Here is an 18439-nt window from a genome sequence, read left to right as displayed (position 1 = left end):
TTCAGCTCCCCTCGGGTGCGCTCGGGCGGCCCGCGTACTCGATGTCGTCGCCGACGAGCCGGAGGTAGCCGGCCTCCAGAGTGCTCGGGCGCCGGGCGAGGTGGTGGACGACCACCCCGCGCCCGTGTGCGGCCTCGCCGACCTGCCGCTCGTCGGCACCGGTCACGTGCAGCTCGCCCGGATCGTGCCGCGCCGCGGTGACGGCGGCCGCGGGCAGCGCCGCGCGCAGCCGCTCCGCCGCGTCGGGATCGGGCGAGCGCAGGACCACCGTGTCGTCCGCCCGGTCCGCAAGCTCCTCGGTGGCGCAATCGGCCAGCTTGCGGCCCCTGCCGAGCACGACCACGTGGTCGGCGGTCTGGTGCATCTCGGCCATCAGGTGGCTGGAGACCAGCACGGTGCGCCCCTCGTCGGCGAGGCCGCGCAGGAGCCCGCGGATCCACCGCACGCCGTCGGTGTCCAGGCCGTTGACCGGTTCGTCGAAGACGAGGATCCCCGGATCGCCGAGCAGCGCGGCGGCGATGCCCAAGCGCTGGCCCATGCCCAGGGAATAGGTCCCGATCCGGCGGCGGGCGACCGCGGCGAGGCCGACCTGTTCGAGGACCTCGCCGACCCGGCGCGCGGCGATGCGGTTGCTGCGCGCGAGCGCCAGCAGGTGGTCGCGCGCCGAACGGCCCGGGTGGACGGAGCGGGCGTCCAGGTGGGCGCCCACGGTGTGCAGCGGATCGGCGAGGTCGGCGTAGCGGCGGCCGTCGACCAGCGCACAGCCGGAGGTGGGGCGGTCCAGCCCCAGCAGGACGCGCAGCGCGGTGGACTTCCCGGCGCCGTTGGGCCCCAGCAGCCCGGTGACGCGCCCGGGCCCGACCACGGCGCTCAGCCCGTCCACGGCGAGGGTGCCGCCGTAGCGTTTGGACATGCGGTTGAACTCGATCACGCCAGGAGTCTGGCCGCCCCGCCCGCTCGGCCGACACCTACGAAAGTGCGGACCCGCGCCGGTTCCGCCCGGGCCGGCGCCGCCCGTCAGTCCAGCCGGAGGAAGTCGACCCGCTCCGCGGCACCCAGTTCGCCGGCGTAGCAGGTCCCGGCGTTCTCGCTGCGCCGCTCCAGCACCTCCGCCGTGGTGCTCAGGCCGCAGGTCCAGCCCCCGCTGACCTCGGCGATGTAGCCGGTGCCCTCCTTCTGCTCATCGGGGATCGCCAGGTACTCCTCCACCGCGGCGCGCGCCTCGCCGCAGGCGATCTCGCCGACCGTGGGCACCAGCAGGGCGCGGTCGACGCGGGGGACGCCCTCGATCGCGCCGCAGAGGCGGGTCTCCAGCCCGCCGAATCCGCTGTAGGTCCAGCTCCGCGTGAATCCGGCCAGGGGGTCGTCCTCGGGGGCGTACTCGTAGTCGAGCCGCAGCGGCAGGCCGTCCAGGCCGGTCCACAGCTCGAACCCGACCCGCGGCGGACTTTGCGCGGCGGCCCCGGTGACGGGAAGGTCGAACGTCCCGGCGATGCGCACGGACGGCGTCCCGTCCAGATCGGTTTCGGTGCGCTCGGTCGCCTCCATCGAGTCGGCCAGGCCGGTGAACGGTGCGAGCACGGGGTCGCGCGAGTGCCGGGAGACGGTGTCCTCCTCCAGGGGCCCCGGAACGGCGGTGTGGGACGCGCTGCTGTCGCCCGCACCGCCGGTCCACGTGCGCTCGATCAGGCGCTGCAGCTCCGGGCGGTAGATCCGGTCCGTGGCGAACTCCGGGTCGTCGGGGGTGCCCGCGATCTCCACCGTCTGGAAAACCGGCTCGCCGCCCACCGCCGTGTGGACGTACTCGAAGGTGCCGGGGAGCCCGTCGTTGTACACCGTGGACTCGACGGCGCGGTAGCTGTCCGCGGATTCCAGGTTCTCGACGATCCCGGCGACGATCTCCGCGGGCGGGCCCAGCGTCGGCGAGGGGGACGGACTCGGCGACGGCTGGGGCGCGCCGGAATCGGCGAGCATCGGGGCGGCGAGGTAGGCGCCGGCGCTGACTCCGCCGACGACCAGGACCGCCGACGCCGCGACGGCGGCGATCTTGGTCCCGCCGGCGATGCCCGCGGCGGTGACGGCGCCCCCGGCACCCGCGCTGCCCGCCGCGGCGGCGCCCGCACCGCCGGCCGCCGCCGCGCCGCTGCCGGCCGTGCCGGCGCCGGCGAGCGCCGAGCCCGCCGCCAGACCCGTGCCCGCCGCGGCGACGACGGGAGCGGCGGCCACCCACAGCGCGGGGTCGTGCCAGCTGACGTCGATGCGGGGCCAGCTGCGGGCGACGATGCCGCGCAGCCGCCCGCCGAGGTCCCGCGTCTGCATCTGCGAGGTGTCTTCGGGCGTGGCGAAGTCGATCAGCCCGCGGTAGACGCTCTCCGCTGTCGGGCGCTGCGCGGGATCGGGGGCGACCGCCATTTCGACGATCGGCCGCAGTTCACCCGGTACGCCGTCGAGATCGGGCCCGGACTCCAGAACGCGGCGGCGCAGCAGGTCGGCGCCGCCCCTGCCGAACGGCGGACGTCCGGTGGCCGCGTAGGCGACGAGGCAGCCCCACGCGAACACGTCGGCCGGCGGTTCGGGCTCGGCGCCCCGGTAGCGCTCCGGGCTCACCCACCCCGGGGAGCCGAACGCCCGGCCGGCGGCGCGCCCGGCGGCGCTCCGGCTTGCCGGGCGCGCGATCCCGAAGTCCAGAAGCCGCGGCCCGTCCGGGGTCAGCATCACGTTGCCCGGCTTGACGTCGCAGTGCACGACCCCGGCCGCGTGGACGGCGGTGAGCGCTTCAGCGGTGCCGGCGGCGAACGAGAACAGCACGTCCGGAGCCAGCGGCCCATCGCGCTCCACGTGCGCGCGCAGCGTGACACCCGGCACGAAATCGGTGGCCACCCACGGCCGGGCCGCCTCGGTGTCGGCCGCGTGCACGGCGAGCGCGTAGACGCCCTGGATGCGGCGCATCAGCGCGACCTCTTGAGCGAAGGCCGCGCGGAACGCCTCGTCGTGGGCGTACTTGTCGTGGACGACCTTGACCGCGATGCATGCGCCGGTGTCGTCGAGGGCGCCGAAGACCGTCCCCATCCCGCCGGCGCCGAGCCGGCCGACGACGGTGTAGGGGCCGATCCGCCGTGGATCGGCGTCGTCCAGGGGCCGCAGTTCTGGGGGAAGGGGCGCACCGGCCCCGGACTGCGCACTCATCGATGGGGTCCATTCCGTTCGCCGACCGATCCGCGTGGCGATCCTAGTGCGCGGCGGGGATTCCGCGGATGCGGCCGTGGCCCGGGCGCAGGCCGCGCGCCCGGACCACGGGAGGCGGAGCGGTCGTCACCAGGCGAGCATGACGCTCTGGGCGTCCGGTATCAGGTAGGGGATGGCCTCTTCCTGGCCCGCGTTGTCGATGACGGAGCCCGTGCAGCCGGGCCCCGAGTAGAGCAGGGCCGCGGCGGGGATGCCGGGGCTGCCGTAGGTGTTGGCGATCGAGCGCAGCGGGGCCTTGGGGGTGACGCAGCCCGCACCCGCCGGCAGGTGGATCGTTTCGCCGGTGAAGCCGTAGCCGGTGTAGCCGCAGATGCTCCCCGGCTCGCAGTCCGGGGGCCGCTGTGTGAAGGAGTCGTCGGCCGAAGCGGTCAGCGGAGCGGCCGCGAGAGCGGCCGCGAGAGCGGCGGTGGCGGCGGCGAGGAGAGCCGCACGAAGGTGTCCGCGCATGGGGGTTGCCTTTCGCTCGGGCGGCCTCGCAGCCAGCGTGCCCCATGCGCGCGGCCGTGTCGACGGGTCAGCGGCCGAATGCCGGATCCGGTCACGGCGGCGCTTTCGGAGAGGGTTCCGTTCCCGTCTCCGCCGCCGCGGGCGCCACCGGGACCGCTATCGGCGCCGAGAGCGGGCCCGGCCCCTGGGAGCGGCCGGGGCACGATTCGGCGCGGACCGGCGGACGCATCGGGGCGTGGGAGCTGCGGGGGCCGGTACGGCTCTCCCGGCCGTCGCCGTCCTCATCGCCTGCCGGTCCCGGCGGGCACCGGAACCGAGCCGCGGGGTCCCGGCTCTTCCCGGCCGAACCCGCCGGAGGAGGGGCCCAACGGCGGCGGGCCCGGCCGAGACCGCCGTATCACCTGTTCCTTCGGCGCCTGCGCAGCCAGCTGAAGACGACGGCCAGCAGGGCCAGGACCCCGACCACCGGTAGCGCGCGCTTGAGGACCGGGATGCCCACGGTGGAGAACAGGTCGATGCTGTCGTCTCGCGGGCGCATCTCGGGGGCGTCCGATCGGGAGTCCGACCTCGACCCCTGGGACCGGTCGGCCTCCGCGGTGCCGCCGGACCGTGCGGCGCCGCTCGGCTCGCCCGCCTGCGGCGGCACGACCGCGTCGGCCGACGTGCCCGACTCGGCCCCGGACGCGCCCGCCGGTGCCTGCCCGGACGACGACCCGCCGCCGCCCTGGGCCGCGGCCCCCTCGGCGCCGGTGCGGCCCGCGGTCACCTGCTCGCGCTCGGGGCCGACCAGCTCGGCGGCGAGGTTCTCGGCGAACCTGTCCACCAGCTTCGCGCTGACGTCGGCCATGACACCGCGCCCGAACTGGGCCACGCGGCCGGTGACGGTGAAGTCGGTGTCGACAGTCACCTCCGTGGTGCCGTCCCCCTGGTCGTGCAGCCGGGCGGTCACCGTGGCCGACGCGGTGCCCGATCCGCGCGCCTCCTTGCCGCCCGCGTGCAGCTCCACCCGGCGCTCGTCGGCGTTGACCTCGGTGAAGTGGGCCTCGCCCCGGTACGTCACGGTGATCGGGCCGACCTTGACCCGGACCTTGCCCGTCATGCTGTCGCCCTCGACGGACTCGAGGGTGGCCCCCGGCATGCACGGTGCGACCCGCTCGACGTCCAACAGCACGTCCCAGGCCTGGTCCACAGGCACCGGTACCGTGAACCGGTTGTTCAACCGCGTGCTCATTCGCAGCGCCGCCTTCCTGCAGCGTTCGACGTCATCGGCTCCGCTCTCCATGTGCCCCGCGCGCGTGCGCCTCGAACGGGGTTACTACCCGCCCGCCCCGCCCCTAACGAAGGACGCGGGCGCGCCGCGTCCCCCAGGCCCGCAACCCGCACCGAACAGGGCGGGCCGACCGCCTGGGCGGTCGGCCCGGTCCGGCGGGCGGGCTTCGCCGCCCGCGGCGTCAGATTCCCGCCGCCTTGGCCAGCGCCCGGCCGGTGAGGACGCGCGCCAGGTGGCGCCGGTAGTCGGCCTGCGCGCTGAGGTCGTTGGGCGGATCGGTGCCGGCGTCGGCCGACTGCGCGGCCTCCCGCAGGGTTTCCAGCCGCGCCGGGACGCCCCGGCAGGCCGCCTCGACCTCGCTCGCCCGCACCGGCGTGCTGCCCATGTTCGTCAGCCCCACGCGCGCCTCGGTGACGGTGCCGTCGTCGCGCCGGACCGCCGCCGCGACGCCCACGACCGCCCACGCCTGCGCCGCCTGCGAGAACTTCTCGTAGTGGAAGCCCCAGCCGCCCATCTTGGGGAACCGCACCGCCGTCAGCACGTCGCCGACGTCCAGCGCCGTCGTCAGGTAGTCCAGGAAGAACTCCGACGCCGGCACTGTGCGCTCCCCGTCCTCACCGCTCACCAGGAACTCCGCGTCCAGGGCGAGGGCGACCGCGGGCAGGTCGCCCGCGGGGTCGGCGTGGGCCAGCGAGCCCCCGATCGTCCCGCGGTGGCGCACGGCCGGGTCGGCGACGGTGCGGGTGGCCAGGGACAGCAGCGCGCAGTGCGCCGCCACCATCGGGTTGTTCATGACCTCGTCGTGCGTGGTCATCGCGCCGATCCGCAGCCACTCGCCGTCGTCGGTGACGCCGCGCAGCTCGGTCAGCCCGCTCAGGTCCACCACCACGTCGGGGTAGGCCAGCCGGAACCGCAGCAGCGGTGTCAGGCTCTGCCCGCCCGCCATCACCTTGGGCTCGTCGCTGTCGGCGAGCACCCGCACCGCCTCGGCCACGTCGCCGGGCCGCACGTAGTCGAACTGTGCCGGGATCATCGCTGTCCTCCCTCGCTCCGGGCCGCCTCGCGCGCATCGGCGATGGCCCGCCACACCCGCTGCGGCGTGCACGGCATCCGCAGGTCCTGCACCCCGAAGGGCCGCAGCGCGTCGACGATCGCGCCCACCACCGCCGGCGTCGAGGCGATGGTGCCCGCCTCCCCGACGCCCTTGGCGCCCAGCGGGTTGGTCGTCGACGGGGTGACCGTGCGATCGGTGGTGAAGTCCGGCAGGTCCGCCGCAGTGGGCACCAGGTAGTCGGCCAGCGTCGAGGTCACCAGGTTGCCGTCGGCGTCGTGCACGGCCTCCTCGTACAGCGCCTGGGCGATGCCCTGCGCCAGCCCGCCGTGCACCTGCCCGTCCACGATCAGCGGGTTGACGACCGTGCCCACGTCGTCCACCGCCGTGTAGGCGCGCAGCCGCACCTCGCCGGTCTCGGTGTCGACCTCGACCGCGCACAGGTGCGTGCCGTGCGGGAAGGAGAAGTTCTCCGGATCGAACGTGGCGTCGGCGTCCAGCGACGCCTCGGCGCCCTCCGGCAGGTCGTGCGCGGCGAACGCCGCCAGTGCCACCTCCTGCACGCTGGTCGCGGGGCTCTGGGTGCCGCGGACGGTGAACCGCCCGTCGGTGAACTCCAGGTCGTCCTCGTCGGCCTCCATCATGTGCGCCGCCAGCTTGCGGGCCTTCTCCAGCACCCGGTCGCAGGCCTCGACCACGGCCGTGCCGCCCACCACGAGCGAACGCGAGCCGTAGGTGTCCATGCCCTTGGGCGAGACCCGGGTGTCGCCGTGCAGCACCTCGACGTCCTCGAAGGGCACCCCGAGCTTGTCGGCGACGATCTGGCTCCAGGCGGTGACGTGCCCCTGCCCGTGCGCGCTGGAACCCGTCACGACCTCGACCTTGCCGGTGGGCAGCATCCGCACCGATGCGTTCTCCCAGCCGCCGGCGCCGTAGGACAGCTGGCCCAGGACCCGCGAGGGGGCCAGGCCGCACATCTCGGTGTAGGTGGAGACGCCGATGCCCAGCTGCACCGGGTCGCCGCTCTCGCGGCGCCGGCGCTGCTCGGCGCGCAGGTCGTCGTAGCCGAACAGCTCCATCGCCCGGTCGGTCGCGGCCTCGTAGTTGCCGGAGTCGTAGGTGAGCCCGGCGACGCCGGTGTGCGGGAACTCCTCGTGGGTGATCCAGTTGCGCCGCCGCAGCTCGACCGGGTCCATCCCGATCTCGTCGGCGAGCTCGGTGACGATCCGCTCGATGGCGTAGGTCGCCTCGGGGCGCCCCGCGCCGCGGTAGGCGTCGGTGGGCATCTTCGTGGTGAACACTCCGGTGCAGCTGAAGGAGTAGGCGTCCATCTTGTAGATGCCCGGGAACATGAACGCGCCCAGCACCGGAACGCCCGGTGTCACCAGCATCATGTAGGCGCCCATGTCGGCCAGCAGGTCCACCTTGAGACCGCGGATGCGGCCGTCGGCGTCGGCCGCGATGGACACGTCCTGGATCTGGTCGCGCCCGTGGTGGGTGGTCTGGAACCCCTCCGTGCGGGTCTCGGTCCACTTGACGGGCTTGCGCAGCCGCCGGGCCAGCAGCAGCGCCAGCACCTCCTCCGCGGTCACCTGCAGCTTCGACCCGAAGCCGCCGCCCACGTCCGGCGCGATGACGCGGATCTTGTGCTCGGGGATCCCCGTGGTCATGGCCAGCATCAGCCGCAGGATGTGCGGGATCTGGGTGGCCGACCACAGCGTGAACGCGTCGCCGTCGGGACGGCAGACCACCGAGCGGGGCTCCATCGCCGCGGGGATCAGCCGCTGCTGGTGGTAGCGGCGGGTCAGGACGACGTCGGCGCCCTCGAACGCGGAGTCGACGTCGCCGGCGGTGAACGGCCACACGAACGCCTTGTTGCTGCCCTGCCCCTGGCCCGAGCCCTCGTGCACGAGCGGAGAGCCCTCGGCCAGTGCCGCCTCCATGTCGACGACGGCCGGCAGCGGTTCGTACTCGATGTCGATCGCTTCGAGCGCATCCGCCGCCGCGTAGGAGTCGCGGGCCACCACGCACGCCACGGCCTCGCCGACGTAGCGGACCTCGTCAACGGCCATGGGCGGGTGCTCGGGCAGCGCCATGTCCTCGGTGACCGGCCACGCGCACGGCAGGCTGCCCTGCTCGCCCGCGAAGTCGGCCCCGCTGAACGCCGCCACCACGCCGGGCTGCTGCCGCGCCGCCGAGGTGTCCACCGAGGTGATGCGGGCGTGGGCGTGCGGGCTGCGCAGGAACGCCACGTGCAGCATGCCCGTCTGCTGGATGTTGTCGGTCCAGTTGGTCTGCCCGGTGATCAGCCGGGCGTCCTCCTTGCGCAGGCGCGGACTGCCGACCTGGTCGGTGCCCGGGGCCTCCGGTGCCGTGGTCATGACGCAGCACCTCCGCTCGCGGTCTGCCGAGCCGGTTCCTGGTCGGGCGTCACCTGGGGCGGGACCCCGGCGCGCGGCTCGGACCCGGGCGCCGCGGCCTGGGCGCGCAGCACGGCCGCGGCGTCGCGCACCGCCCGCACGATGTTGACGTAACCGGTGCACCGGCACATGTTGCCTTCGAGGCCCTCGCGGATCTCGTCGTCGCTGGGATCGGGGTTGTCCCGCAGCAGGTCGAGCGCGGCGATCATCATGCCCGGCGTGCAGTAGCCGCACTGCAGGGCGTGGTTCTCGTGGAACGCCCGCTGCATCGGGTGCAGGTCGCCGTCGGAGGACAGCCCCTCGACGGTGGTGATGTCGTGGCCGTCGGCCTGGCAGGCGAGGACCGAGCAGCTCTTCACGGACCGCCCGTCCATCAGGACCGTGCAGGCTCCGCAGTTGGTGGTGTCGCACCCGACCGGGGTGCCCACCTTGCCCAGCTGCTCACGCAGATAGTGGACGAGGAGCCGGCGCGCTTCGACCTGATCGTCGTAGCTGACGCCGTCGACTGTTACGCGGATGTGTGGCATGGGGCCAAGACCTCCTCAAGTAGTGGCCTCATCAGAACTACTGGTCATGGGAGGTCCGACCACGGTAAAACACGGGGTCTGGGCTATCCAGGCCCCTTTCCGCAACTTCTTCGGAAAGGACTCCCGGGCCGCGCGCACGGCCGGGAGCGGGGGCGCGGCCCGGCGCCCCGGCGTGTCGGGGGCCGGCGCGCAGCGGTGTAGGAGGGCGGTCGAATGCGGCCGCAGGGGAGGATCAGTCGTCGGCGCCGCCGTGCTCGCGGAGCCGGCGGCGGTCGCGCGACGCCGACAGCGCGCGGGCGATCCCGGCGACACCGAGGCCCACGGCCAGCACCGGAATGAGCCAGACCGCGTCGAAGCCCCAGCGCGAGGGCCCGGCGACGATGAACGACGCCCCCAGGGCGACGAACAGGATTCCGGCGATCAGCGATCCCCAGTCGGTCCTACGACGGCGCACGCCGCACCTCCATGTCGCCAACACGGGAGACCAGATCGACCACGAGTACCGGCGGCTCACCCGCCTCCTGCTCCCGGTCCCCGCCCGAGGGCCGCTCCCGGCCGCCGTCCGCGCCGCGGTCGATCCGCTGCCCGCCGGCGCCGCTGCCCGCCGCCGCGGAGGCGCCCGCCGGTTCCAGCGTGCGGCGCACGTCCAGTCCCGTACCCCAGCGCACCGTGTCGCCGATGCGGATCTCCCCGAACGCGGCCCGGCCGCGCACCTCGACCCGGGCGTCGCGGGGAACCAGCACGGTCATCCCGCCGAAGGCGACCTCGGCGCCGACCTCCACCCGCTGCCCCGGCTCCAGCGGCAGCCGCGTCAGGTCCAGCCGCCCATGGCCGCCGGTCAGCGCATACGGGCCTGCGGCCGCCGCCGCGGAGTCCGGGCGCCAGTGCGTCGCACCCAGGCGCAGGCTCGACAGGTCCACCGCGGCCGAAGCCACCAGCAGCACCGCCGCCACCGTCCCGACGGCGATGAGGCCGCGCGGGTCGCCGACCCAGGTCCCCACTACGGCGGCGATCCCCACGATCACGACCACACTCCCGAGGAAGATCGGACCGGTGCTCGGGCCCAGCAGCGCCTCGACCACCGGGGTGGACGTCGCGCCGAGGGTGATCGCGGCCGCCGCGACGATCGCCCACCACACGAAGCCGAGCAGCCGCACCCCCCGTGCGGCCCGGCGCCGGTACCTGCGCTGCCGGCGGCGCTCCCGCGCGGCGAGCCTGCGCTCCAGCCGGCCGGTCCCGGCGAAGGGCGGACGGCAGGCGGCGCCCCCGCCGCCCGCGGTATCGGCCTCGGGCGGCGCGGCCTCCTGCCGCGGTGCCGCGTCCGCACCGCCCGCGCGCTCGCCGCCCGCCACCACCGCCAGGTCCACCGGACCCGGGGGAGCCTGCGCCCAGGGCTGGGCCGGGTTGTAGTAGGCGGGCTTGGGCTCGGGCGCCGGGGTGGCCGGCGGCGGCTCACCCGACTTCAGCAGCCCCGGGAGCTCCCGGTAGACGCGGCGCAGGTCGACGCCGCGGTTGTGGGCCACCAGTGCCCCCAGGATCAGCGGGGTCGCGAGCATGAGGGTCCCCCAGCCCACCCCGCCGATCAAACTCAGCGCCACGGCCCCGGCCACGCCCAGGCCCAGCAGGGCCGGCACCGCCCGGTCGTCGATGCGCCGGTTCAGCAGCTGCTCGAACATCGCCGGGCCGCGCTCGGAGTCGCGCATCGCCATCCACGCGCCCACATACAGCAGCACACCGGTGAACCCGGCCAGGCCGGTGATCGCGAAGCCCACCCGCCACACGACGGGGTCGATCCCGGTGTAGGCGCCCAGGCCGGCGCACACCCCGGTGACCAGGCCGCGCTCGTTGTCGCGGGCCAGCTCCCGGCGCACCGGCGCATCGCCGGGGCCCGGCGGCGGAGGCGGGCCCGCGGCGGGACCGACGGGCGCTTCCTCCGACGCAGGGGCGTCCGCCGCCGCGGAGTCCTCCGCACCGGAGGCGCGCGCCGCGCCGTCCTCTGCTCGCCCGCTCTCGTTCACCGCGCCCTTTCCGTCCCCGGCCGACAGGTCTGCCGCATGCTCCCATCTTCCCCGCTCACCTGCGTCGGCGCCCATCGGGAACGACCCTGACCCCACCCTGAGACGCCGCTCGGCAAGACCGGGGGCACGTCCCTGATGCCGCGCAGACGCCGGGAGAGGCATCCTGGAGTCGAACGGGCGCGCACGGCCGCGCCGCCTTCCGCAGGAGGCGCGGCCGGCACCGCCCCGAACGCGCGCGTCCGGCGCGCGCACGCTCGTAGGGGGAAGGCACGGACACGGTGACCGAGACGGCGAGCCGCCCAGCGCAGACGCCGCGGCTGGTGCGCCCGCGCCGCGGACGCCTGGTCGCCGGCGTTGGCGCGGGCCTGGCCCGGCACCTGGGCATCGACGCCGTCGTGACCCGGCTGGCGCTGCTGGCCCTGTGCTTCGGCGGGGTCGGCATCGCCGTCTACATCGTCCTGGTGCTGTTCGTCCCCGTCGAGGACGCCGAGGACGCCGATGCGCCGGCGGCCGGCGAGGACCCGCAAAGCGAGGCCGGGCGCAAGGGCCGCGACATCAGCCAGTTGATCGCCTACTGCGCACTCGCCGGCGGCCTGGGCATGCTCGCCCTGCTCTTCGGCGGCTGGTTCGAACCGGTCCTGTGGTTCATCATCTTCGGCGCGATCGGCGCCACCATCCTCTGGCAGCAGGCCAACCCGGCGCTGCGCGAGGAGTGGATGTCGACCTCGGTGCTGGCCCAGAGCAGCAAGAGCTGGGCCCGCACCGGCGCCGGAATCCTGCTCGTCGTCATCGGCGCCATCGGCTTCCTCGTCTTCCAGCAGCAGCTCAGCGAGGCCCGCGCCGGACTCACCTTCGCCGCCACCATCATCGCCGGGATCTCCCTGATCGCCGCGCCGTGGATCATCGGACTGGTGCGCGAGCGCGACAAGGAGCGCCGCGAGCGCATCCGCAGCCAGGAGCGCGCCGAACTGGCCGCCCACATCCACGACTCCGTGCTGCACACCCTCACCCTCATCCAGCGCCGCGCCGAGGATCCGCGCGAGGTGCAGCGCCTGGCCCGGGTGCAGGAGCGCGCCCTGCGCAGCTGGCTCTACCAGCGGCCCGCCGACGCCGAGACCACGGTCAAGGCGGCGCTGGAACGGGTGGCCGCCGAGGTCGAGGAGACGCACGGAGTACCCATCGAGGTGGTCTGCGTGGGCGACTGCCCCATCGACGACGGCATCCACGCCGAACTGCGCGCCGCCCGCGAGGCCATGGTCAACGCCTCCAAGTACGCCGGCAGCGACGCCATCTCGGTCTTCGGTGAGGTCGATCCCGAGGAGGTGCTCGTCTTCGTGCGCGACCGCGGCGCCGGATTCGACCTCGACGCCGTCCCCGAGGACCGCATGGGCGTGCGCGGCTCCATCCTCGGCCGCATGGAGCGCCACGGCGGCAGCGCCCGCATCCGCACCGCGCCCGGCGAGGGCACGGAGGTGCAGCTGCGGATGCCGCGCCGCCAGGAGCCGGCCGGGTAGCGGCGGGTAGCGGCCGCGCACGGCCGGGTGTGGCCGGACCCGGGCACGTGATGCCCGCGGCGGGGGCGCCGTGGGTAGAGTCCCTGGTGTGGCAGACGAGAGCACCGGCGAGAACATCGGCGAGAACATCGGCGAGAGCACGGGCGAGAACCCCCCTGGATTCGCCGAGTCCGGCACCCCGCCCCGCGTCGTGATCGTGGACGACCACCGGCTGTTCCGCAGCGGGGTCCGCGGCGAGCTCGGCGACGCCGTCGACGTCATCGGCGAGGCCGGCGACGTCGACAGCGCCGTCGAGGTCATCACCGAGAAGCGGCCGGACCTGGTGCTGCTGGACGTCCACCTGCCCGGCGGGGGCGGCAGCGAGGTCCTGCGCCGCATCCTGCCCCGCAACCCCGAGATCCGGTTCCTCGCGCTGTCGGTCTCCGACGCCGCCGAGGACGTCATCGGAGTCGTCCGGGGCGGGGCCCGCGGCTACGTCACCAAGACCATCTCCGGCCGCGAGCTCGCCGACGCCATCGTCCGCGTCGCCGACGGCGACGCCGTCTTCTCCCCGCGCCTGGCCGGATTCGTCCTCGACGCGTTCTCGGCCACCGACGCCCCGCCCATGGACCCCGAACTGGACCGGCTCACCCAGCGCGAACGCGAGGTGCTGCGGCTCATCGCCCGCGGCTACGCCTACAAGGAAGTCGCCAAGGAGCTGTTCATCTCGGTGAAGACGGTCGAGACCCACGTCTCCTCGGTCCTGCGCAAACTCCAGCTCTCCAACCGCCACGAACTCAGCCGCTGGGCCACGGCGCGCCGGCTGGTGTAGGCGGCCCCCCGATTCGGCGGCGATCCTGTACCTGGAGTCGCTTGCGATCGCTCACAATGACGCTGGGTACAAGACCGCCGCCAGGTAAGGGGCTCAGCGCAGGGCGTCGGTCATGCGTTTGAAGAACGCGTCGCCGTCGACGCCGCCCACCAGGGTCACCGCCGGGCGCTGGTCGCCGAGGTCGCGGTTGGGGCGCAGGTCGGCGATGGTCTGGCCGCGGGTGTACTCGCCCCGCAGCTCCACGCGCACCGGGATCTCCTCGGCGTCGGTCACCAGTTCGCGGTCGAGCAGGACCGCGGCGGCCAGCGGGTCGTGCATGGCGCACTGGCGCACCCCGAACACCCGCGTGTACCAGTCGGTGTAGAACCGCAGGAACTCCGCCGTCGTCTGCGCCCGGCGGCCGGCGATCCCCGACAGCCCGTCCAGCCAGGCGCCGGTCGCCACGGTGCGCATCGTGACGTCGAGCGCGACCAGTGCGGCGTCGAACCCGGCCCCCAGCACGGCCTCAGCGGCCTCCGGGTCGGCGGCGATGTTGGCCTCCGCCCAGGGCGTGGTGTTGCCGGGGTGGCGAACGGCCCCGCCCATGATCACCACGCGCCCCAGCAGCTCGGGCAGCGCCGGCTCGATGCTCAGCGCCAGGGCCAGATTGGTCAGCGGCCCCAGTGCCAGCACGTCGACGGTTCCCGGAGCCGACCGTGCGCGATCCACCAGCAGTTCGGCCGCCGACTGCTCCACCGGTGCGGCGGCGGGCTCGGGCAGCTCCACATCGCCCAGCCCGTTCTCGCCGTGCACGGCCTTGGCCGCCCGCGGCGGCTGGGCCAGCGCGCGCCCCGTGCCGCGCGCCACCGGCACCTCCGGGCGGCCGTAGAGTTCGAGCAGCCGCAGCGCGTTGTCCGTGGTCGTCTCCACGAAGTTGTTGCCGAAGACCGAACCCACGCCCACCAGCTCGACGTCGGACTCGGCCGTCAGGTAGGCCAGCGCCAACGCGTCGTCGATCCCCGGATCGCAGTCGACGTAGATTCGCACCCCTGTAACCCTTCTGCCGCGCGTCCCGCCGCGCCGGCCGTCACCCGATGCGCACGGCCGAAGCGGGCATTTGCACGGACAAGCCTAGACAACACCGGCGGCGGGCCGCGCCTGCGGTCAGCGGACACCCGATACGGCGGCGGCCGCCGTCTGCGCGGCCCGCTCACCGCGCACCCGCGCCAGGACCCGCTCGGGCGCCGGCGCGCCCAGCAGCCGGTCGAGGGCCACCAGCACCGCACCCAGCGCCAGGAACGCGGTGCCGTAAGCGAGCACGCTGCGCAGCAGCCCGGCGTAGCCCAGCAGCGATACGTCGACGAAGAAGTAGGGGTAGCCCGCTCCGGGGAGGAGGGCGCCCCGGAGCGTGGTGAACACGGCGTAGGCCAGCGGATAGGCCAGCCACACGGCCGCGTGGTACCAGCGCATCCGCCCGTGCCGGTCGAACAGCAGGAAGTCGGCGGCGGCCATGATGGGCGTCACCGCATGCAGCAGGTCGCTGGAGTCCACGGTCCACCACGACTCGCCGGCGATCCGCCCGGCGCCGGCGGGCGGCGCCTGCGTGGGCGCGTCGGCCAGGATCAGGTTGAAGACCAGGCCGGTGATGAGGATGTAGAGGGTGACCGCGCCCTTGAGGCCGCCGGGCGGGCCCGCCCGGCGGCGCCAGGCCGACCACGCGGCGAACGCGAAGCACACCGCCAGCAGGGCGTTGCTCTGCACGGTGAAGAAGACGAAGGGGTGCGGCGACTGGGAGCGGGCCAGCTCCAGCGCGATCCCGGCGGCGGCAGCGAGCACCGCGATGGCCCGGTACAGCCCGATGGCGGCCGGCATCGGCGCGTCCCCCTCTCCTCTCGCGCTCCCTCGCCCGACGCTACCGACGGCCCGGCGAGCGGCCGACCCGGCCCGGGAACCGGCGCACCCGGGAGCGGATACGGACACCGGTCGACCGCCGTAACCTGGGGGACGTGTCGTCCTCCCAAGAGCAGCTTCTCGAAGGTCTCAACGCCCCGCAGCGCGAAGCCGTCACCCACGCCGGCAGCCCGCTGCTGATCGTCGCGGGTGCGGGCTCCGGCAAGACGCGGGTGCTCACCCACCGCATCGCCTACCTCCTCGCCGCACGCGGAGCCCGTCCGGGCGAGGTCCTGGCGATCACCTTCACCAACAAGGCCGCCGCCGAGATGAAGGAGCGCATCGAGGCGCTGCTGGGCGGCCGGATCGCCGGTGCCATGTGGGTGATGACGTTCCACTCCGCGTGCGTGCGCATCCTGCGCCGCGAGGCCGGGCGGCTGGGCTACCCCAGCGGGTTCACCATCTACGACGCCGCGGACTCCCGGCGGCTGATGCAGCTCGTGTGCAAGGAGCTGGACCTCGACCCCAAGCGCTTCCCGCCCAAGTCCTTCTCCGCGCAGGTGTCCAACCTCAAGAACGAGCTCGTGGACTACGACACCTTCGCCGAGCAGGCGCAGAGCGAGCAGGAGAAGAAGCTCGCCGAGGCCTATGCGCTGTACCAGCAGCGCCTGCACGAGGCCGGTGCGATGGACTTCGACGACCTGATCATGGTCGCCGTCAACCTGCTGCAGATGTTCCCCGACGTCGCCGAGCACTACCGGCGGCGCTTCCGCCATGTCCTGGTCGACGAGTACCAGGACACCAACCACGCTCAATACGAGCTGGTGCGGCTGCTGGTGGGCGAGGACGACCCCGGCGCGGCCGTGCCGGCCTCGGAGCTGTGCGTGGTGGGCGACGCCGACCAGTCGATCTACGCCTTCCGCGGCGCCACCATCCGCAACATCCTGGAGTTCGAGCGCGACTACCCGCAGGCCCGGACCATCCTGCTGGAGCAGAACTACCGCTCGACGCAGAACATCCTCACCGCGGCCAACGCCGTGATCGAGCGCAACCCCGACCGCCCGGCCAAGAACCTGTGGTCGCAGCAGGGCGAGGGGCCGTCCATCGTCGGCTATGTCGCCGACAACGAACACGAAGAGGCGGCCTTCGTCGTCGAGGAGATCGACAAGCTGACCGACGAGGGCGCCGTCACGCCGGGCGAGGTGGCGGTGTTCTACCGGACCAACGCCCAGTCCCGCGTCTTCGAGGACGTGTTCATCCGCACGGGGCTGCCCTACAAGATCGTCGGCGGAGTGCGCTTCTACGAGCGCAAGGAGATCCGCGACATCCTGGCCTACCTGCGCGTACTGGCCAACCCGGAGGACACCGTCAGCCTGCGGCGGATCCTCAACGTGCCCAAGCGGGGCATCGGCGACCGCGCCGAGGAGACGATCGAGTTGTTCGCGGCGCGGGAGCGGATCTCCTTCGCGCGTGCACTGCGCCGGGCCGACGAGATCGGGATGGCCAAGCGCTCGCTGAACGCGGTCCAGGACTTCGTGGCGCTGCTGGAGGACCTGCGCGGCGTCGCCGCGGACGGCTCGCCTTCGGAGGTGGTCGAGGCGGTGCTGGAGCGCACCGGGTACCTCTCCGAACTGGCCAACTCCAAGGACCTGCAGGACGAGAGCCGGGCGGAGAACCTGGAGGAGTTCGTCGAGGTCGCGCGCGAGTTCGAGAACACCTTCACCGGGCCGCTGTACGAGGAGGAGCCCGCACCGCAGGAGGCCGCGGCAGACGACGAGCCCGGCGCGCCGGCGGGCGGCGCGGCCGGCGGCGAGGGCGCCCGGGAGGAGGGCGCCCAACAGCAGGCGGCGGTGCCCGAGCCCACGCTCGTCGACTTCCTGGAGCAGGTGTCGCTGGTGGCCGACACCGACCAGATCCCCGACGCGGACGACTCCGGCGGCGTCGTGACGCTGATGACGCTGCACGCCGCCAAGGGACTGGAGTTCCCCGTCGTGTTCCTGACCGGCATGGAGGACGGCGTCTTCCCCCACATGCGCACGCTGGGCGAAAAGGCGGAGCTGGAGGAGGAGCGGCGCCTGGCCTACGTGGGCATCACCCGCGCCCAGGAGCGGCTGTATCTGACCCGCTCCGCCGTGCGCAGCGCGTGGGGCGCACCGTCGTTCAACCCGCCGTCGCGCTTCCTCGACGAGGTCCCGGCCGAGCTCGTCGACTGGCGCCGGGCGGCGTCGGCGATGGCGGCGGCCGCGGCGCATCCGCGCGGGCGGGCCGCCCCGGCGCCCTCGCGCAAGGCGAAGAGCGAGGTGCCCTCGCTCAGTCCCGGCGACAAGGTCAACCACGACTCCTTCGGCATGGGCACCGTGCTGCTCGTCGACGGCGTGGGCGGGCAGACCCGGGCGCGCATCGACTTCGGCGCGGACATCGGCGAGAAGGACCTCGTGGTGAAGTACGCGCCGATCGAGCGGCTCTGAGGGCGCGGTTCGCAGGGCGTCGCACGGTTCCGCGCGGCTGTGCCCGGCGCGGCCCGGAGGCCGGGGGCGCGGCAGCCGGGAAGACCGGCCGCCGGCGGCCGGGTCGGGATCACGGAACGTACCGGGCACCGTCTCGGGGCCTGTACGATGGAAACACCGACGCAACGAACGCCGACAACGATCGGCGGGCGGGTCGGGCCTCCACTCGACTTCGCCGGAACGGTCACGAGCACTCGCGGCAGCCGGTAGAGTGGAGAAAGAACGCGGAACGGTCCGGTCTTCTCCACGGGGAAGGCGACGAAGACCGAAATCCGCGGGGAGATTCCGTCTCTTGGGAAGAGCCTGGGGAGCCTGCCGGTTGGCGGGTTCGGGCTTGTGCCGGATGAGCGGTTGCTTCTTGAGAACTCAACAGCGCGTGTTCAACTTTGTGCCAAGTTTGTTTTGGCCCCGTGGGACCAGCCCCCCTGTGTGGGGTGTGGTTCCGGGGTTCCTTTGATGGGCCCGGGTTCGCCTCTCGGTCGCGGTTTGCGCGGTCGGGTGGGTTTTTCCGGGTCGTGTCAGGGTTCAGACCTTTGATGGAGAGTTTGATCCTGGCTCAGGACGAACGCTGGCGGCGTGCTTAACACATGCAAGTCGAGCGGTAAGGCCCTTCGGGGTACACGAGCGGCGAACGGGTGAGTAACACGTGAGCAACCTGCCCCCGACTCCGGGATAAGCCGGGGAAACCCGGTCTAATACCGGATAGGACGCCCTGTCGCATGGCGGGGTGTGGAAAGGTTTCTTTCCGGTCGGGGAGGG

14 protein-coding genes and 1 rRNA gene are annotated in these 18439 nt (G+C 73.6%); 4 read left to right on the top strand and 11 right to left on the bottom strand.

The genetic code is table 11. From position 1 onward, the window contains the following. Window position 1: 1 nt before the first annotated feature. From FZ103_RS22485 to FZ103_RS22445, 9 genes are all read right to left on the bottom strand, one after another. Window positions 2-931 (bottom strand): ATP-binding cassette domain-containing protein, encoded by a 930-nt coding sequence (locus tag FZ103_RS22485; protein ID WP_394350130.1) that lies wholly within the window; start codon window positions 929-931, stop codon window positions 2-4. Between the two features lie 86 nt (window positions 932-1017). Beyond that, on the bottom strand, window positions 1018-3186 hold the full coding sequence (locus FZ103_RS22480; RefSeq protein WP_156003947.1) for a serine/threonine-protein kinase: 2169 nt from the start codon (window positions 3184-3186) through the stop codon (window positions 1018-1020). A gap of 126 nt (window positions 3187-3312) precedes the next feature. Then, window positions 3313-3693 (bottom strand): peptidase inhibitor family I36 protein, encoded by a 381-nt coding sequence (locus FZ103_RS22475; protein WP_156003945.1) that lies wholly within the window; start codon window positions 3691-3693, stop codon window positions 3313-3315. 397 nt (window positions 3694-4090) lie between these two features. Further along, window positions 4091-4924 carry an SRPBCC family protein gene (locus FZ103_RS22470; RefSeq protein WP_156003943.1) on the bottom strand — a complete coding sequence of 278 codons (834 nt, stop codon included), beginning with the start codon at window positions 4922-4924 and terminating at the stop codon, window positions 4091-4093. Window positions 4925-5144: 220 nt separating this feature from the next. After that, the gene (locus FZ103_RS22465; protein WP_156003940.1) at window positions 5145-5996 is read right to left on the bottom strand and encodes a xanthine dehydrogenase family protein subunit M; all 852 of its coding nucleotides are present in this window, start codon (window positions 5994-5996) and stop codon (window positions 5145-5147) included. Beyond that, on the bottom strand, window positions 5993-8395 hold the full coding sequence (locus FZ103_RS22460; protein WP_156003938.1) for a xanthine dehydrogenase family protein molybdopterin-binding subunit: 2403 nt from the start codon (window positions 8393-8395) through the stop codon (window positions 5993-5995). Before FZ103_RS22460 ends, FZ103_RS22465 begins: the two co-directional genes overlap by 4 nt. Further along, on the bottom strand, window positions 8392-8961 hold the full coding sequence (locus FZ103_RS22455; RefSeq protein WP_156003936.1) for a (2Fe-2S)-binding protein: 570 nt from the start codon (window positions 8959-8961) through the stop codon (window positions 8392-8394). The genes FZ103_RS22460 and FZ103_RS22455 overlap by 4 nt, the downstream gene beginning before the upstream one ends. Window positions 8962-9193: 232 nt before the next feature. After that, complete coding sequence (locus FZ103_RS22450; protein ID WP_186356706.1) at window positions 9194-9415, bottom strand: hypothetical protein; 222 nt, start codon at window positions 9413-9415, stop codon at window positions 9194-9196. Next, a complete protein-coding gene (locus FZ103_RS22445) occupies window positions 9402-10979 on the bottom strand; it encodes a PspC domain-containing protein (RefSeq protein ID WP_343233662.1) in 1578 nt (525 codons plus the stop codon). The genes FZ103_RS22450 and FZ103_RS22445 overlap by 14 nt, the downstream gene beginning before the upstream one ends. Window positions 10980-11257: 278 nt before the next feature. Between FZ103_RS22445 and FZ103_RS22440 the strand changes: the two genes are divergently transcribed. Both FZ103_RS22440 and FZ103_RS22435 read left to right on the top strand, forming a co-directional pair. Beyond that, on the top strand, window positions 11258-12493 hold the full coding sequence (locus tag FZ103_RS22440) for an ATP-binding protein (protein WP_186356705.1): 1236 nt from the start codon (window positions 11258-11260) through the stop codon (window positions 12491-12493). A 190-nt stretch (window positions 12494-12683) separates the two neighbouring features. Then, entirely contained in the window at window positions 12684-13304 is a 621-nt protein-coding gene (locus FZ103_RS22435) for a response regulator (protein ID WP_394350133.1), read from the top strand. Window positions 13305-13397: 93 nt separating this feature from the next. Here the strand turns inward: FZ103_RS22435 and FZ103_RS22430 are convergent, their stop codons facing one another. Both FZ103_RS22430 and FZ103_RS22425 read right to left on the bottom strand, forming a co-directional pair. Continuing rightward, on the bottom strand, window positions 13398-14330 hold the full coding sequence (locus FZ103_RS22430; RefSeq protein WP_186356704.1) for a nucleoside hydrolase: 933 nt from the start codon (window positions 14328-14330) through the stop codon (window positions 13398-13400). A 117-nt stretch (window positions 14331-14447) separates the two neighbouring features. Beyond that, on the bottom strand, window positions 14448-15155 hold the full coding sequence (locus FZ103_RS22425) for a Pr6Pr family membrane protein (protein ID WP_156003930.1): 708 nt from the start codon (window positions 15153-15155) through the stop codon (window positions 14448-14450). Window positions 15156-15289: 134 nt separating this feature from the next. On the opposite strand from FZ103_RS22425, the gene FZ103_RS22420 reads away from it, so the two are divergent. Together FZ103_RS22420 and FZ103_RS22415 are read left to right on the top strand one after the other, a co-directional pair. Next, the gene (locus tag FZ103_RS22420) at window positions 15290-17641 is read left to right on the top strand and encodes a UvrD-helicase domain-containing protein (RefSeq protein ID WP_186356703.1); all 2352 of its coding nucleotides are present in this window, start codon (window positions 15290-15292) and stop codon (window positions 17639-17641) included. A gap of 572 nt (window positions 17642-18213) precedes the next feature. After that, window positions 18214-18439, top strand: a 16S ribosomal RNA gene (locus FZ103_RS22415); the annotation flags it as partial.

The organism is Streptomonospora sp. PA3, from assembly GCF_009728995.1.
Taxonomy (GTDB): Bacteria; Actinomycetota; Actinomycetes; order Streptosporangiales; family Streptosporangiaceae; genus Streptomonospora.
The sequence above is the reverse complement of the archived record's forward strand: the minus strand, read 5'-3'. Positions and strand labels throughout refer to the sequence as shown.

Excerpts from the sequence above, each read along its gene's own strand:
- FZ103_RS22480 (WP_156003947.1), bottom strand. The coding sequence starts at position 3,186 with ATGAGTGCGCAGTCCGGGGCCGGTGCGCCCCTTCCCCCAGAACTGCGG.
- FZ103_RS22475 (WP_156003945.1), bottom strand. The coding sequence starts at position 3,693 with ATGCGCGGACACCTTCGTGCGGCTCTCCTCGCCGCCGCCACCGCCGCT.
- FZ103_RS22470 (WP_156003943.1), bottom strand. The coding sequence starts at position 4,924 with ATGAGCACGCGGTTGAACAACCGGTTCACGGTACCGGTGCCTGTGGAC.
- FZ103_RS22465 (WP_156003940.1), bottom strand. The coding sequence starts at position 5,996 with ATGATCCCGGCACAGTTCGACTACGTGCGGCCCGGCGACGTGGCCGAG.
- FZ103_RS22460 (WP_156003938.1), bottom strand. The coding sequence starts at position 8,395 with ATGACCACGGCACCGGAGGCCCCGGGCACCGACCAGGTCGGCAGTCCG.
- FZ103_RS22455 (WP_156003936.1), bottom strand. The coding sequence starts at position 8,961 with ATGCCACACATCCGCGTAACAGTCGACGGCGTCAGCTACGACGATCAG.
- FZ103_RS22425 (WP_156003930.1), bottom strand. The coding sequence starts at position 15,155 with ATGCCGGCCGCCATCGGGCTGTACCGGGCCATCGCGGTGCTCGCTGCC.